Below are 13,583 nucleotides of genomic sequence, written 5' to 3'. Positions count from 1 at the left end.
GATCTGTTCAGCGGGGCGCCCCAGTCCTCCAGCGCGGCGAATTTTGGGACGCTGGGGATAAACTTCAGGGCGCACAAGCCAAGTAGGCCCTAGTAGGTAAGGGGGCGCTACTGCGCCCGTAGAGGATTCCTAGTCTTGCTTGAGTCAGAAGGCGAATATAATCGCTAAGGGGAGTTTTCTCGCTAAAAAGATGTAATAGCGGGAGGGTGCGATGACTACGCAGATTGACCAGTCAAAGGCAGAGGCGTTCGCGGGGAGGATGATAGGAAATCTGAACGGGGCTGGCCTCACATTTCTGACCAGTGTGGCCTATCGCACCGGGATCTTCGAGACCATGGCTAAGATTAAGCCATCGACGAGTAGGGAGATTGCGAAGGCGGCGGGCCTTAATGAGCGGTATGTGCGGGAGTGCCTTGGAGGGCTGGTGGTGGGGAAGGTGGTAGAGTATGACGCGTCAACCAAGAAGTACAGCCTGCCGCCGGAGCATGGGGCGTTTCTCACCAAGGAGGCGGGGCCGGACAACCTGGCCCTCTTCGCGCAGTTGATTCCACTGATTGGGACAGTGGAAGATGAGCTGGTGGAGTGTTTTCGCAAGGGCGGGGGAGTGCCCTACTCTTCTTATCCTCGATTCTCCGAGGTGATGGCGGAGACCAGCGCGCCGCTTTACGACCACCTGCTGGTGAAGAAGATGATACCGCTGGTTCCTGGACTGAGGGAGCGGCTTGAAAAGGGGATAGATGCGGCGGATGTTGGGACAGGGGCGGGCCACGCGATAAACGTGCTGGCCAAGGCGTTTCCCAAGAGCCGGATTGTGGGGTACGACTTCTCGGAAGAGGGGATAAAGCGAGGCTCTGACGAGGCGAAAGCATGGGGTCTTCGTAACGCGCGGTTCGAGGCTAAGGACGTGGCGAAGCTGGGGCAGAAAGAGGCTTTCGACCTAGTGACAGCATTCGATGCTATCCATGACCAGGCGAGGCCGCGGGTTGTGCTTAAGGGGATTTACGATGCTCTACGTCCCGGCGAGACCTTCCTGATGATGGACGAGGGCGCGTCCAGCCTGTTGGAAGAGAACGCAGATGGCGTAATAGCTCCTCTTCTGTACACCTTCAGCACTTTCCACTGCATGACGGTATCGCTGGCTTATGGCGGGGAGGGATTGGGAACGTGCTGGGGCAAGCAGAAGGCGGAGGAGCTAATGGCCGAGGCGGGGTTTAAGGACATCAGCGTCGAAACCGTCGAAGGGGATATTGAGCATTACTACTACGTGGCGTGGAAGCGATAGACCAAGCGAGCAAGAGCGATAGGAATTAAAAAGACCTCCAAAATCCTGGAGGTCTTTTCACGATGGTCAGGTGATGAGCTATTAGGATTTTTTGTTTTGCCGAGGCTGGAAGATGGAGTCTTGTGGGAGGTCTTTGGTGGGGCCGTCGGCAGGGGCAGGATTGCGCTTCAGGAACCCCGGGAGACCCTTGAGGGCGGTGCCCATGACGGCGAGGCCAGCGGCGCCCAGGAGGGTGATGCCGAGGACACGGCGCCGGGTGAGGGTTTTGGGAGTGTTTGCTGATGTGTTATTGTCCATATGCTCGGTGGGTTACTCTTAATGTATAGGTCAGGCTGGATATAGTTTAGCCTATATTTGGTGGGATACAAGGGCCTCTGCGCAGGAAACAAAGGAGAGAAGTGGGACGTATTTAAATAGAGGAGGCTCAATAGTTGTTTAGAGGTGATGAGCAGTACTCCCGCCCTACCGAGACCCTGACCCCCCTTTCTAACTCTCCCCCTCAAGGGAGGAGAGGACCTGAAGGTTACTGGGAAGCGACACAGCATCGAACTTTGTTTGTAAGACCCCTAAGCAAATAGAATCAAAGGGCTGAATAGTTGAATCAAGGATGCTCGCCCGGGGGAATCCACATTAACTTATAGATTGTATGCTAGGCTTCGCAATAAATGGTGTTGACACTGAATCGAAGAGACAAGAGAGCAAATTCAGGCTGTGATAATAAGACGTAGGATGGACGGGTTGAGAAAGCCGCGAGCGTTTTATGCCGTGGTCCTGGCCGTGTTACTGGTTGGAGGGCTGACGCTTTTGGTGGCGGGGTGCAATCGAGGGAGCATGGCGACGCCAAGCGAGACGCCGACATTGGCGCCGATGGCAACATCGACGGCCACGCCCCTACCATCAGCGACACCTAACAGAACGCCCGCGGCAACGGCGACTACCGCCACTACGCCTGCGCCCACGGTCACGGCCACGCCTACTCCAACGCCTACGGCGATGCCCACACCAACGCCGGCGCCACCACTAGCAGGTGTGCCGCGGCCCACAAAGCGGGACCTGTATGAGCTGGCCAGGGCGCTGTCGTTGAAGACGGCGAGGCCGATACAGGGGTTTGATTACACGCAGCCGCCGCTCCGGTTAGAGTCGGGGCACAACGAGACCTTCACGATTATGGTCCAGGTGGATGTGAAGTCTGAGGTTATCAAGGCGAAGCTAGAGCTTGTGTCGGAACACGCCTACTGGTATTTCCAGGAAGGGGTGACGGTGGACCGGGCCAGGCTGGAGCAGTCGGCGAAGGAATTTGAGGAGAAGGTCTATCCGATGGTGACGAAGACCTTTGGGCCACTGTGGCCTGAGAACGCGGCGCCGGGGCATAGAGTGGTGATTCTCCATGCGAAGCTTAGGGGTGTGGGAGGGTATTACAGCTCGTCGGACGAGTACCCCAAGTCGGTGCATCTGCTGAGCAACGAAAAGAAGATGATATACATCAGCGTGACGGCGCTGGGAGTGGGGTCGCCGGAGTACATGGCGACGCTAGCCCACGAGTTGCAGCACGCGTCGCAATGGAACATCAACGGCGGGCAGGAGACGTGGCTGAACGAGGGGCTTTCCCAGGTGGCGGAGCTGCTGTACGGGCGGGTGCCGTTCACGGTGGGGGCGTTTTTGGGGTCGCAGCCGGTGTCGCTGGTGCACTGGCCGCTGAGCATCACCAACAGCTCGGCCAACTACGGCGCGGCCTTTCTATTCTCGGAGTTTTTGCGGGGGCAGCATGCCAGGGACAACGACCTGACTATGCTGGGGGAGGTGGAGGAGGCTGGCATATACGCTGTGGAGGAATACCTTAAGAAGATAGGGTCGAAGGAGGACTTCGACGGGCTGTTCTCTCGATGGGTGGCGGCCAACTATATGGGCGAGAGCAAGGCCGGACCTCTGGGCTACGACAACCTGAAGATAGCGGCGACGCCGACCAATAATCTGTCGTCGGGCGAGAAGGCGACACTGGCGCAGCCGCAATACTCGGCGCGGTACATAAAGCTGAACGTGAAAGAGCCGTCGGTGGTCAGATTTAACGGCGAGGCGTCGTCGCAGTTGATGCCGGTGGAGCCGCTGGACGGAGGGAAGTGCTGGTGGAGCAATCGAGGGGATTCGATAAGCACGACGCTGACTCGGGAGATAGACCTGACGGCGGCGCAGCGGGCCACGCTGGAACTGAGGCTGTGGTATGACATTGAGCAGGACTGGGACTACGGGTATGTGCTGGTGTCCACGGACGGCGGGGTGACCTGGGATATTTTGAAGGGGAGGCTGGCGGTGGAGCAGAACCCGGTGGGGAACGGGTTTGGGCCCGGGTATTCAGGGGCCAGCCAGAGCTGGGCTGTGGACAGTATAGATCTGTCGGCGTACGCGGGGAAGAAGGCGCTGCTGCGGCTTAATTACGTTACTGACGACGCCACGGGAGGAGCCGGGTTCTGCGTAGACAATGTTTCGATACCGGAGATCAAGCTGTTGGACGATACGTCGAGCGCAGGGGGATGGACGCCGGAGGGGTTTTATCTTACGGACAACAGGTTTGAGCAGGGGTATGCGGTGTGGCTGGTGGAGACTAGGGGCGGGGTGAAGTCAGCGAAGCGGGTGGAGTTGGATAAGGGGAATGATGGGAGCGTTGAGATAAAGGATGTGGCCGGGCTGGAGGAGGCGGTGCTGGTGGTGGGGAGCATGAGCCGGCACAGCAGCCAGGCGGCGCGGTACACGGTGGAGATGGGGAAGGGGAGTTAGGGGCGGGAGGGGGAGAGGGAGGGGTGTGGAAAGGGGAGGGAGGAAGGGACGGGCGAGGGGACCTCGCCCCTACATTTTGGTGCCAGGGTAGAAGCGAGAGTGGAGCGTGGCAGCCTTCACGGCGATTAGATTCTTCGACTGCGTCTCAGAATGACATAGGACTTACGCAGTTGGCTACGAATCGTGGGTGTGGCGACGCTTGAACCGAATATGAAACGAGATTCAAGTGCGTAACTCCTATGACAATTACACACACTTGGTTGTCATGTATGTAACCAGCGGCTGAGACGGGTGGCTTAAGGGCGGGGGTCAACGAGGGAGGCGGTCTCGCGGTCGAAGGCGGAGAGGAGGACGTCGAGGGCGTGGGAGATGGCCTCCAACTCGCTGTTGCTCAGGAGGTTGACGAGGTAGCCTATACGCTGCCGGTCGATTTGATTTAGGGACTGGGACTCTTCGCGGCCCAGGGGGGTGAGGCCGCACTTGACGACGCGGCGGTCGTCGGGGTCGTCAAAGCGCTGCACGAGGCCCTTGTCTTCGAGGCGGTCCAGGAAGCTGGTGGCGGCGGAGGGGGGTCATGCCTAGCTGCTCGGCGAGGTGGCTGATATTGCGGGGGCCGCGTTTGAGGAGGGCGAGGGCGCGGATTTGCTGGAGGGTCAACTCCACGGGGGCGCCGGACTCGAGGATGTAGGGGCCGACGCGCTCAGAGAGGCTTTCGAGGAGGTGGATGAGCTTTCGGGCGTCGCCCTGTCGTGGCAGGGGATTGTGGATGTGGGTTGAAATGTTCACCATGGGTGAAATTTACATAATGGGTGAAAGGCAGGCAATAGTCCAAAGAGACTAGGGGATGGCCTGGGATGCGGTGAGCATACAGTGGTTCTGTACTGCGTGGCGTCTACTTAAGCGCGGCGACCTTCTCCCCCTTCGGCCTGAAGGCCGAAGGGGGAGAACCAGATAAGGGAGGAGAAGCTAGTCCAGGAAGTCTTTGAGTTTGCGGGAGCGGGTGGGGTGGCGGAGTTTGCGGAGGGCTTTGGCTTCGATTTGGCGGATGCGCTCGCGGGTGACGCCAAATTCGCGGCCCACTTCCTCCAGGGTGCGGCTGCGGCCGTCTTCCAGGCCGAAGCGAAGCTGAAGGACGCGGCGCTCGCGGTCGGTGAGGGTGTGGAGGACATCGTCGATCTGTTCTTTGAGGAGCTGGAAGGAGGCGGCCTCAGAGGGGGCGGGGGCACTCTGGTCTTCGATGAAGTCGCCGAGGTGGGAGTCCTCCTCCTCGCCGATGGGGGTCTGGAGGGAGACAGGCTCCTGGGAGATTTTCAGGATTTCCTCAACACGGTCGGAGGTAAGCTCCATGACTTTGCCGATCTCGTCCGGGCTAGGCTCGCGCCCGTAGTCCTGGAGGAGGCGTCGGTGGTGGCGCATGAGCTTGTTGATGGTCTCCACCATGTGGACGGGGATGCGGATAGTGCGGGCCTGGTCCGCGATGGCGCGTGTGATGGCCTGTCGAATCCACCAGGTGGCGTAGGTGGAGAACTTGTAGCCCTTGCGGTAGTCAAACTTCTCCACGGCGCGGATGAGGCCGATGTTGCCTTCCTGGATGAGGTCGAGAAGAGACATGCCGCGGCCGATGTATTTTTTGGCGACGCTGACCACCAGGCGGAGGTTGGCCTCAGTGAGGTGGGCCTCGGCGCGGTCGGCCTCGGCCTGGACGCGGAGGAAGCTGGCCCTGAAGAGGGGTTCCAGCCTGGGGAGGGTGTCTTGAAGCTCGCCGGAGTCCAGATTGGTGAGGATTTTGCTTATGGTGCTGTCCTCTAAAATCTCGACGGCCTCGGGAGGCAGGACCCAGCTATCCAGGGAGAGGTTGATGACGGCCTTATCGACATCGGCCTGGGGCTTTTTGAGGTCGTGGGCTACTTTGGCCATAAGCTCCGGATCGAGGATGACGTCAATGGCGTCGCGGAGCTTCTGATTGCCGGTGATCTGGCGGAGGTTAAGATTTTTGGGAAGGCCGAGGTGCTTGGCGAGGGAGGCGATGAGGGGGCCGGCGTCCACCACACGCTGGAGGAGCTGGTGGGTCATCTCCCAGGCGCGGGGAGGACGGCCAGTGCGAGCCTCCAACTCCGCCTTGAGGGTGGTGAGCTGTTTGCCGCCTTCCATTCTGCGGGCGAGGACGCGCTCATCCTTGGAGGTGAGGAGCTGAACGCGGCCAATCTCACGGAGGTACATGCGGACGGGGTCGTCCAGGACCTCGGTGCCTTCAAGGCTGGGTTCCCACTCCGGCTCCTCTTCCTGCTCGGCGAGCTCTTCATCGCGAGGTCCGGCGGCGGCGGGAAACTCCTCGGCTTTGGGGTCTTCCCAGTCGGCGGCGGGGGCTTCGGCCTCGACGGGGAGGCGGCCCATGTAGCGGCCGTCCTCGTGCTCCATGTCGTCGGTGGGTTCAGGGATGGCGATGGGAGCGGGCTGCTCAATGCCGACGCCTCGCTGCTCTTCTTCACCTAAGGTATCGAGGAACTGTTCTTCACTTTTCTGTTTGCTTCTAGATTTTCTGGGGGTTGCCATTATCTATCCACTCCTAGTCTTAAAGAGTGCTTCTATGTCCTGATTCACACGAAGGATTTCATCCTGGTGCTGAGAGATATCACCGGGGTCCATATCCGCCAGACGGAGCGCTTCCTCTTCCTTAAGGCGTCGAAGGCGGCGCTCCTCCAGTCGCCGCGCGCAGTGCTGGAAGGCCGCCTCTTTTTCCTTGGAGTTGGAAGGAGGCAGGGTCTTGCTGGAGAGATGGGAATAGTGGGCGGTGATGTCCTGGTCCAAAAGCTCCGGCGGTGCGCCTTTGAGCCAGTGGGAGAAGACCTCCCGGTTCTCGGGGCGGGTGAAATGCTCGGACCGGAGGCTGGAGGCAGCGGACTCTAGCTGGGCCACCTGAAGGAGGAGGGCGAGGGAGTATTCCTCCAGGGGGTCCTGGTTTAGCTTTTCGAAGGGGGCGACGGCGCCGTTGGAGGCAGGCTTGGGAGTGTTCCTTCGCGTCGGGGCAGCTTTGGGCTGGCCATAGTGGGAGGTTAGCATAGAGGGGCTGACGCCAAGGAGGGCAGCCAGCTCGTTCAGGTAGCGGTCCTGGTCAAAGCCATTGGTTGTCCAATGGACTATGTTCATCATCATTCTAGCTGTGCGGTCTTTCCCCTCAGGGGCAGAAATATCAAACCTTTTGGGGACATAGGACTTCAGGAAGTCCCATAGAGTTAGGGCACCGTTGGTAATGCCGTCCCACTCATTCTTACTCTTCAAAATAATTTCGTCTGGATCCACACCTTCTGGAAGCGGCGCGACCTTAAGGGTGGGGCCTTTTGGCCGCTCGTAGAGGGTGACGCCACGAGATTGAGCTACAGGACGACCCTGCAAGGCTTGCCAGGCGGATTCTAGGCCTCTAAGGGTAGCCTCCTGGCCGGCGGCGTCCGGGTCCAGGGCCAGGACGACTTCTTTGGTGACGCTTTTCAGCGTGACAGCCTGATGTTCTGTCAGGGAGGTGCCCATGGAGGCGATGACGTTGGCAAAGCCTTCCTGGTGGGCGACGATGGCGTCCATATAACCTTCAACTACTACGGCCTGGCCCTTCTCCCGGATGGAGGGCAGGGCGAGGTGATAGGCGAAGAGGATGCGGCCCTTGTCGAAGAGGGGGCCCTGGCGGGAGTTGAGATATTTGGGGGGCGAGTCGTCCATGGAGCGGCCGCCGAAGCCAGCGAGCTGGCCGTCAGCGTTCCAGATGGGGAAGATGAGGCGGCGGCGGAAGAGGTCTTGGTGTCCGCCGTCGGTGGCCTGGGCCATGAGACCGGCCAGGACTAGCTGCTCCTCTTTGTAGCCCAGGGAGACGAGATGACGTTTGAGGGCCTGGCCGTCGCTGGGGCTAAGGCCTAGCTGAAAGGCGTCGATGGTCTTGGAGGTGAGGCCGCGGCCTTTGAGGTAGTCGAGGGCCTTGGCGCCCGCGGGGGATTTGAGATGCTGGGAGAAATACCTGGCTGCGGCCTCGTTAATTTTAACCAGGGCATCGTCATGGGAGGCGGCTTTGCGGGTAGGGAGGACGACGCCGACGCGGTCGGCGAGGAGCTTGAGGGTCTGGGGGAAGTCCAGGTTCTCCTTTCGCATGACGAAGGTGAAAGCGTCTCCGCCGGCGGCGCAGGCGCCGAAGCAGCGCCAGGTCTGGCGGTTGGGAAAGACGTGGAAGGATGGGGTCCTCTCGTTGTGGAAGGGGCAGAGGGCCTTATAGCTGGCGCCGGACTTTTGCAATGGCACGTACTGGGACACCAGGTCGACGATGTCCAGGCGGGCTTTTATTTCATCAAGGATTGCCAAGATGTAATTAGCTCAAGTGTTCTCTTGGGTTAATTTTGGGCGGAATACCCCCTTCGATTATACATGCAACAGGCGAAAGGTACAGATTTGCAAAGCTACAGGCAGGACTATTTCGACTGCTCAATTAGGCTAAGCAAGGTGTGTGACAATTGGATGAGCCAGCCTTCTTCTAAAAGGGAGGCTCATGCCAGTTCTGGGGTGTTGATAACGCGGGTAGGCAAGGAGATATGCGTGGCGTGTCAGTGATATGCCCAGCTAAGTTTCAGTCATAACAGATTCCTCGACTGCGCTCGGAATGACAAAGCTTTCGTTGGTAGTGATGAAAGAAGCGAGGCAACAGTCACGGCGATTAGATTCTTCGACTGCGTCTCAGAATGACATTAGCGGTCTGTTTATTACCGAACACGGTTCATATATCTATAATCACCATGAAGGAAAGGATTGTGGGTATTACGAGTGGAGTCCTTGATATTAGATATTCGGGCTTGACTGTTGGGGTGTGGAGTTGGGGAAGGCGTAGTGGCCGCGATAATCGGGGGGGAGGAGGGCGGCGACTCGGGACATGATGAGGTCTGTCATTTGCTGGAGGATGGGTTTCCCCAGCTTACCCTCAATGATGGGGAGGGTGAAGGGCTGACCGATGCGTACGTGGATGGGGCAGAGGGGAATAGTGAGACGCCAAATGGGGCCGATGCCTTCAGTGCCGGTGAGGGCGACGGGGACGATAGGGGCCTGGGACTTAAGGGCGAGGTAGGCGACGCCGACGTAGGCGGGCCTCATGCCGGGCTTCTGGCTGCGGGTGCCCTCAGGGAACATAAGGATGGCCCGGTCCTGGGCAAGGAGGCGCAGGGCCCATCGGATGGCAGCCTTGTCGGTGCCGTCAGGGTTGACGGAGTGGGCGCCCATAGAACACAGGTAGGCGCCGAAGAGTCGGTGCTTGAAGAGGTCGTCTTTGGCCAGGGCGTGGAGGGGCCGGTTAAAGGCGACCATGACGACGGGAGAGTCGCCGTTGCTGAGGTGGTTGGAAACGACCAGCAGGGGGCCTTTGGGCGGGATGTTCTCCCGGCCTTCCACTTTCCACTGAGCAAGGGTGTTGAAGGTGAGCTTACCGTAGAGCATCCAGGCGTTGTACCAGAGGTTCACCGGTCCCCCCTTGTGAGCCTAATAATAGCATCCACGACTTGCTCAACGGTGAGATTGTCAGTGTTGATGATATGGGCGTCGGCGGCGGGGCGGAGGGGGGAGTGGGCGCGCTCGCTGTCCAGTTTGTCGCGGCGGATGAGCTGTTCAAGGACGAGATCCTGTTCGATGGCGATGCCTTGCTGCTGAAGCTCGCGCCATCGCCGGCGGGCGCGTTCCTGTGGGGAGGCCTGGAGGTATATTTTGAGGGGGGCGTCCGGCGCGACGACGGTGCCGATGTCCCGTCCCACCATGACGATGCGGCCCCGGGCGGCGATGTCACGCTGCTGGGCCACCAGGGCTTCGCGGACGCCGGGGACCTGCGCGACCAGGGAGACGTGCTGGTCGATTTGGGTGCGGGCATCCTGGAGGGGAACTTGACGGTTGTCGATAATAACCTGTCCTTCGTCGTCCACGGAGACGGGGTACTGATGAGCTAGGTCGGTGAGGGCGGGCTGGTCGTGGGTGTCGACGCCGCGCTGGAGGGCGAGCCAGGTGAGGGCGCGATACATGGCGCCGGTGTCGAGGAATCGGCAGCCCAGGCGTTGGGAGATGAGGCGGCCCACGACGCTTTTGCCGGTGGCAACAGGGCCGTCGATGGCTATGAGGGTGGGGACGATGAGGTGAGGTTTAGGCACAACGTTCGCAGGTAATTAAGCACACGTCTTCTTAAGCAGAGGGGATTATACAATGGCACGTGGGTTCATCCTAATCACTGGTAATATAGATAGATGTCCAAACTGAGGTCAACGAGGACTAACGCAGCTTTCATAGGAGCCGTGGCGGCCATGGCGGTCTTGTCGTGGCTGGCGGCGTCCTTTGGGAAATTTCCTGGGGACGAGGAAGCGCTGCGGGGATTCCAGTCGCTGCGAAGCGGGGCGCTGGATGATGTCATGCGCGGACTGTCCTGGCTAGGGCACGTGGGCGTGGGGACGGCGCTGACGGCGGCGCTGGGCGTGGGGCTGTTGATGGCTAAACGAGGATGGGAGACGCTGGCGTGCTTAATGATAGGAATCGCGCCTGGGATAAATGCGCTGATGAAGGAAATGGTGGGGAGGCCGCGGCCGGAGTTTGCGTTGTTCCAGCCCGCGCCTAGTTCTCTGGCGTTTCCCAGCGGCCATGCGGTGTTCGCGGTCACGTTTTTCGGATTTGCCGCGTTTCTTGTATCGCAGACGGATTGGAAGAGGTGGGTAAAGGGTGTGGTGATTGGTACGCTGGGACTGATAATTCTGGGTATTGGGACGTCCAGGGTGTACCTGGGGGTGCACTGGCCTAGCGATGTGGCTGGCGGCTACCTAGCGGGGGGAGTGCTTTTGGCGTCGATCATTTATTTGACGAATACATATCTAAATAGGAATAAAAAGCAAAGGAGCGCGTAGATAGCGCAGGCACGGGCTGTGCTAGAATGGCGAGCATTGCCCCAGGAGGTCGTAATTGAACTGGTTAGACCTTGTGATACTGGTGCTGGCGGGTGTGGCAGCGTTCACGGGGTGGTCGGTGGGGTTGATTCGGACGGCGATGTCGCTGGTGGGGACGGTGGTGGCGATTGTGCTGGCGAGCCGATTGTTTGACGCCGCCGCCCCGATATTCAACGGGATGACGGATAATGAAGAGGCGGCGCGGATACTAGGCTTTATACTGGTCTTCCTGCTGGTGCTGGCGGCGGCTTTTGTGGCAGGAGTGATGTTGAAGCAGATTGTGAAGTTCTTTCTTCTGGGACCGCTGGACAGCCTGGGCGGCATGGTGGTGGGAGTTCTGCTGACGCTGGCGGGGATGGCGGCGTTGCTTTCGGTAGTGCAGCAGAACGCGGTGCTGGGGATGGAGGACACGATAAACGAGTCGACCCTGGGGTCTTTTTTGGTCGACAAGTTTGACGTAACGCTAGAAGGGATTAAAATATTGCCAGAGGACTTGTCAGAGAGCGCGAACAACTTGGGAGGGTAAGAAGCCTTCGATAGCAGCGGACTAAAACAGGTGCTGAGTTCGCAGGTGCTGGTGCTGAATCTGGACTACCAGCCTATCAACCTGTGCAACGCGAGAAGGGCTCTGCTGCTGATTATTAAGGGCAAGGCAGAGCTGCTGGAGAATGGGCGTGGAGTGGTGCAGAGCGAGAAGGACATTTTTGAGCTGCCTTCAGTCATCCGGCTGGCGTATCTGGTTAGGCGACCCTTCTCGAAACGAAAGCTGTCGAAGAAAGAAGTGCTGCTGCGGGACAAGCACACCTGCCAGTACTGCGGGAAGCGGAGCAGGAACTTGACGCTGGACCACGTGATACCACGCCGGCAGGGGGGCGGGCAGAGCTGGGAGAATATAGTGGCGGCGTGTATTCCGTGCAACCACGTGAAGGCTGGCCGCACGCCGCAGGAGGCGGGGATGAAGCTGCTTCAACGACCTCGCGCGCCGTATCCGAGCCCGTATTACGTGCTGCATGGTCGGCCTATACTGGAGTCGTGGCGGAAGTTTATACCGTGGGAAGTGGCGGAGGAGCAGGGGAGCGCGGACTAGAGGTTGGGGTTTTGGGGGGCTTTGGCCTGAGCCTGATAGGCTTGAAAAAAAGTCTCGTTCATAATCGGGATACCATCTCACCCTTTGTCCCTCTCTTCCTGCTGGAAGAGAGGGAAATTATTAATAAGCGACCTCATCACCCTCTATCTCCCTCCTCTCCTTGCCAAGGAGAAGAGGGAGGACCTGAAGGAGAGATACCACAAGTCCCCCACTAGAGACGGCGAAGCTACCTTAGCTTCCCTCGAGACAGAATTGAGTAAGGTGAACTAGGCGGGGGTTTTGGGGGTGTGGGAGGCGGGCATGCGGAGCATGAGGGCTTCAAGAGCTAGGCGGGGCTGGACGTTGGCTTCGATGGCTTTAAGGGCATCGAGGATGGCGGCGAGGAAGGCGGAGATTTCGGCGGCGGAGTAGCGCGCCGCTTTTTCTTTTAGGGTTTCGAGGTAGTCCAGGTTATAGACGACAGCCTCCGCGCTTTCTTTGACCAGGAGGAGGTCTCGCCACCACTGAAGCCAGGTGTGGATGCTGTTCATGGCGGCGGCGCGGTCTCGATAGTAGATAGTAGAGACGTCAGAGGCGGCGGAGAATCGCTGCTCCAGGCTGCCGTCCATAAGGCTGACGGCGCGCTCCATTTCGGTCTGCCGGTGTTCCAGGACGGTGGGTTCTTTGAGGGCTTTGAGCGCCCATCCGACGCAGCCTTTGGACAAGCGGGCCAGGAGCTGGGCCTGGGAGTCCGGGACCTGGTGAGATTCCATGAGGTAGCGGGCTAGGGCGTCCTGGGGCATGGGGCGAAGGTCTATGCGGCGGCATCGAGAGAGTATGGTGGGGAGGAGGAGGTCAGGCTGGATGGCCAGGAGGATGAGGAGGCTCTGGGGCGGCGGCTCCTCCAGGGTCTTGAGGAGGGCGTTGGCGGCCTCCTCGCTCATGTGGTCGGCGCTGTCGAAGATGAAGACGCGGGAGGCGCCCTCGAAGGGTTTTAGGGCGGCCTGACGCTCGACGGTGCGGACTTCGTCGATGCTGATTTCGCGCCGCTGTACAGCGACGTGCTGGAGGGTGATAACGAGGACGTCGGCGTGATGGCCGGCGGTGATGCGTTTGCACTGGCGGCACCCGCCGCAGGGGCGTTCAGGGACGGGGGCGGCGCAGTTGACGGCGCGGGCGATGTCCAAGGCGAGGGACATTTTGCCGACGTGGGGCGGGCCGACGAGGAGATAGGCGTGGGAGAGGTGGCCGGCGGCGAGCTCGGCCTGAAGCTGGCGGAGGGCGTGGGGCTGGGCGAGGGTGGTCCACATGGGGTTAGGCTCCCATGGGGACGTGCGGGAGAGGACGTGGCGCCACATAATAAGCTGGCCATGTCATAAGCGGGAGGCCCTCATCACCCTTTCTCTCTCTTCTCCCGACTACGGGAGAAGAGAGAGAACCAGATGGGAAAGAATCAGGTGGAATCGTAGTTGGCGGAAGGCACGTGTCGTCAGGCACGGCGATTAGATCCTTCGCCTGGGCTCAG

At 59.8% G+C, this 13,583-nt stretch carries 13 protein-coding genes and 2 pseudogenes; 5 read left to right on the top strand and 10 right to left on the bottom strand.

Annotation, left to right across the window (positions count from 1 at the left end; all coding sequences use genetic code 11):
* Positions 1 to 211 precede the first annotated feature (211 nt).
* Positions 212 to 1,282, top strand: a complete 1,071-nt coding sequence (locus FJ320_00105) for a class I SAM-dependent methyltransferase (GenBank protein MBM3924382.1) — start codon at positions 212 to 214, stop codon at positions 1,280 to 1,282.
* A gap of 81 nt (positions 1,283 to 1,363) precedes the next feature.
* On the opposite strand, the gene FJ320_00100 is transcribed toward FJ320_00105, so the two are convergent.
* Together FJ320_00100 and FJ320_00095 are read right to left on the bottom strand one after the other, a co-directional pair.
* On the bottom strand, positions 1,364 to 1,579 hold the full coding sequence (locus FJ320_00100) for a hypothetical protein (protein MBM3924381.1): 216 nt from the start codon (positions 1,577 to 1,579) through the stop codon (positions 1,364 to 1,366).
* A gap of 461 nt (positions 1,580 to 2,040) precedes the next feature.
* The gene (locus FJ320_00095; protein ID MBM3924380.1) at positions 2,041 to 2,253 is read right to left on the bottom strand and encodes a hypothetical protein; all 213 of its coding nucleotides are present in this window, start codon (positions 2,251 to 2,253) and stop codon (positions 2,041 to 2,043) included.
* A gap of 22 nt (positions 2,254 to 2,275) precedes the next feature.
* On the opposite strand from FJ320_00095, the gene FJ320_00090 reads away from it, so the two are divergent.
* Complete coding sequence (locus tag FJ320_00090; protein MBM3924379.1) at positions 2,276 to 4,054, top strand: hypothetical protein; 1,779 nt, start codon at positions 2,276 to 2,278, stop codon at positions 4,052 to 4,054.
* A gap of 296 nt (positions 4,055 to 4,350) precedes the next feature.
* Here FJ320_00090 and FJ320_00085 read toward each other — a convergent pair whose 3' ends face one another.
* The 7 genes and pseudogenes from FJ320_00085 to FJ320_00055 form a co-directional block, all read right to left on the bottom strand.
* A complete protein-coding gene (locus tag FJ320_00085) occupies positions 4,351 to 4,602 on the bottom strand; it encodes a MarR family transcriptional regulator (protein ID MBM3924378.1) in 252 nt (83 codons plus the stop codon).
* A complete protein-coding gene (locus tag FJ320_00080; GenBank protein MBM3924377.1) occupies positions 4,562 to 4,843 on the bottom strand; it encodes a hypothetical protein in 282 nt (93 codons plus the stop codon). The genes FJ320_00085 and FJ320_00080 overlap by 41 nt, the downstream gene beginning before the upstream one ends.
* A gap of 177 nt (positions 4,844 to 5,020) precedes the next feature.
* Positions 5,021 to 5,761, bottom strand: a pseudogene (rpoD, locus tag FJ320_00075) (RNA polymerase sigma factor RpoD).
* A gap of 426 nt (positions 5,762 to 6,187) precedes the next feature.
* Positions 6,188 to 6,472: pseudogene (locus FJ320_00070) on the bottom strand (hypothetical protein).
* Positions 6,473 to 6,610: 138 nt separating this feature from the next.
* Positions 6,611 to 8,398 (bottom strand): DNA primase, encoded by a 1,788-nt coding sequence (locus FJ320_00065; protein ID MBM3924376.1) that lies wholly within the window; start codon positions 8,396 to 8,398, stop codon positions 6,611 to 6,613.
* A gap of 468 nt (positions 8,399 to 8,866) precedes the next feature.
* Positions 8,867 to 9,538 (bottom strand): 1-acyl-sn-glycerol-3-phosphate acyltransferase, encoded by a 672-nt coding sequence (locus FJ320_00060; protein ID MBM3924375.1) that lies wholly within the window; start codon positions 9,536 to 9,538, stop codon positions 8,867 to 8,869.
* Positions 9,535 to 10,194: a (d)CMP kinase gene (locus FJ320_00055; GenBank protein ID MBM3924374.1), complete on the bottom strand. Its 660-nt coding sequence runs from the start codon at positions 10,192 to 10,194 to the stop codon at positions 9,535 to 9,537. Before FJ320_00055 ends, FJ320_00060 begins: the two co-directional genes overlap by 4 nt.
* A gap of 111 nt (positions 10,195 to 10,305) precedes the next feature.
* Here FJ320_00055 and FJ320_00050 point away from each other — a divergent pair, with 111 nt between their 5' ends.
* Genes FJ320_00050 through FJ320_00040 form a run of 3 tightly spaced genes read left to right on the top strand, consistent with a single transcriptional unit; the run spans position 10,306 to position 12,079 of the window.
* A complete protein-coding gene (locus FJ320_00050) occupies positions 10,306 to 10,953 on the top strand; it encodes a phosphatase PAP2 family protein (GenBank protein ID MBM3924373.1) in 648 nt (215 codons plus the stop codon).
* Between the two features lie 55 nt (positions 10,954 to 11,008).
* Entirely contained in the window at positions 11,009 to 11,518 is a 510-nt protein-coding gene (locus tag FJ320_00045; protein MBM3924372.1) for a CvpA family protein, read from the top strand.
* Between the two features lie 33 nt (positions 11,519 to 11,551).
* Positions 11,552 to 12,079, top strand: coding sequence for an HNH endonuclease (locus FJ320_00040; protein MBM3924371.1), 528 nt, complete (start codon positions 11,552 to 11,554; stop codon positions 12,077 to 12,079).
* 266 nt (positions 12,080 to 12,345) lie between these two features.
* Here the strand turns inward: FJ320_00040 and holB are convergent, their stop codons facing one another.
* The gene (gene holB, locus FJ320_00035; protein MBM3924370.1) at positions 12,346 to 13,416 is read right to left on the bottom strand and encodes a DNA polymerase III subunit delta'; all 1,071 of its coding nucleotides are present in this window, start codon (positions 13,414 to 13,416) and stop codon (positions 12,346 to 12,348) included.
* Between the last annotated feature and the right edge of the window lie 167 nt (positions 13,417 to 13,583).

It is taken from the genome of SAR202 cluster bacterium (assembly GCA_016872285.1).
In the GTDB taxonomy this organism is placed as follows: domain Bacteria; phylum Chloroflexota; class Dehalococcoidia; order Lucifugimonadales.
The sequence above is the reverse complement of the archived record's forward strand: the minus strand, read 5'-3'. Positions and strand labels throughout refer to the sequence as shown.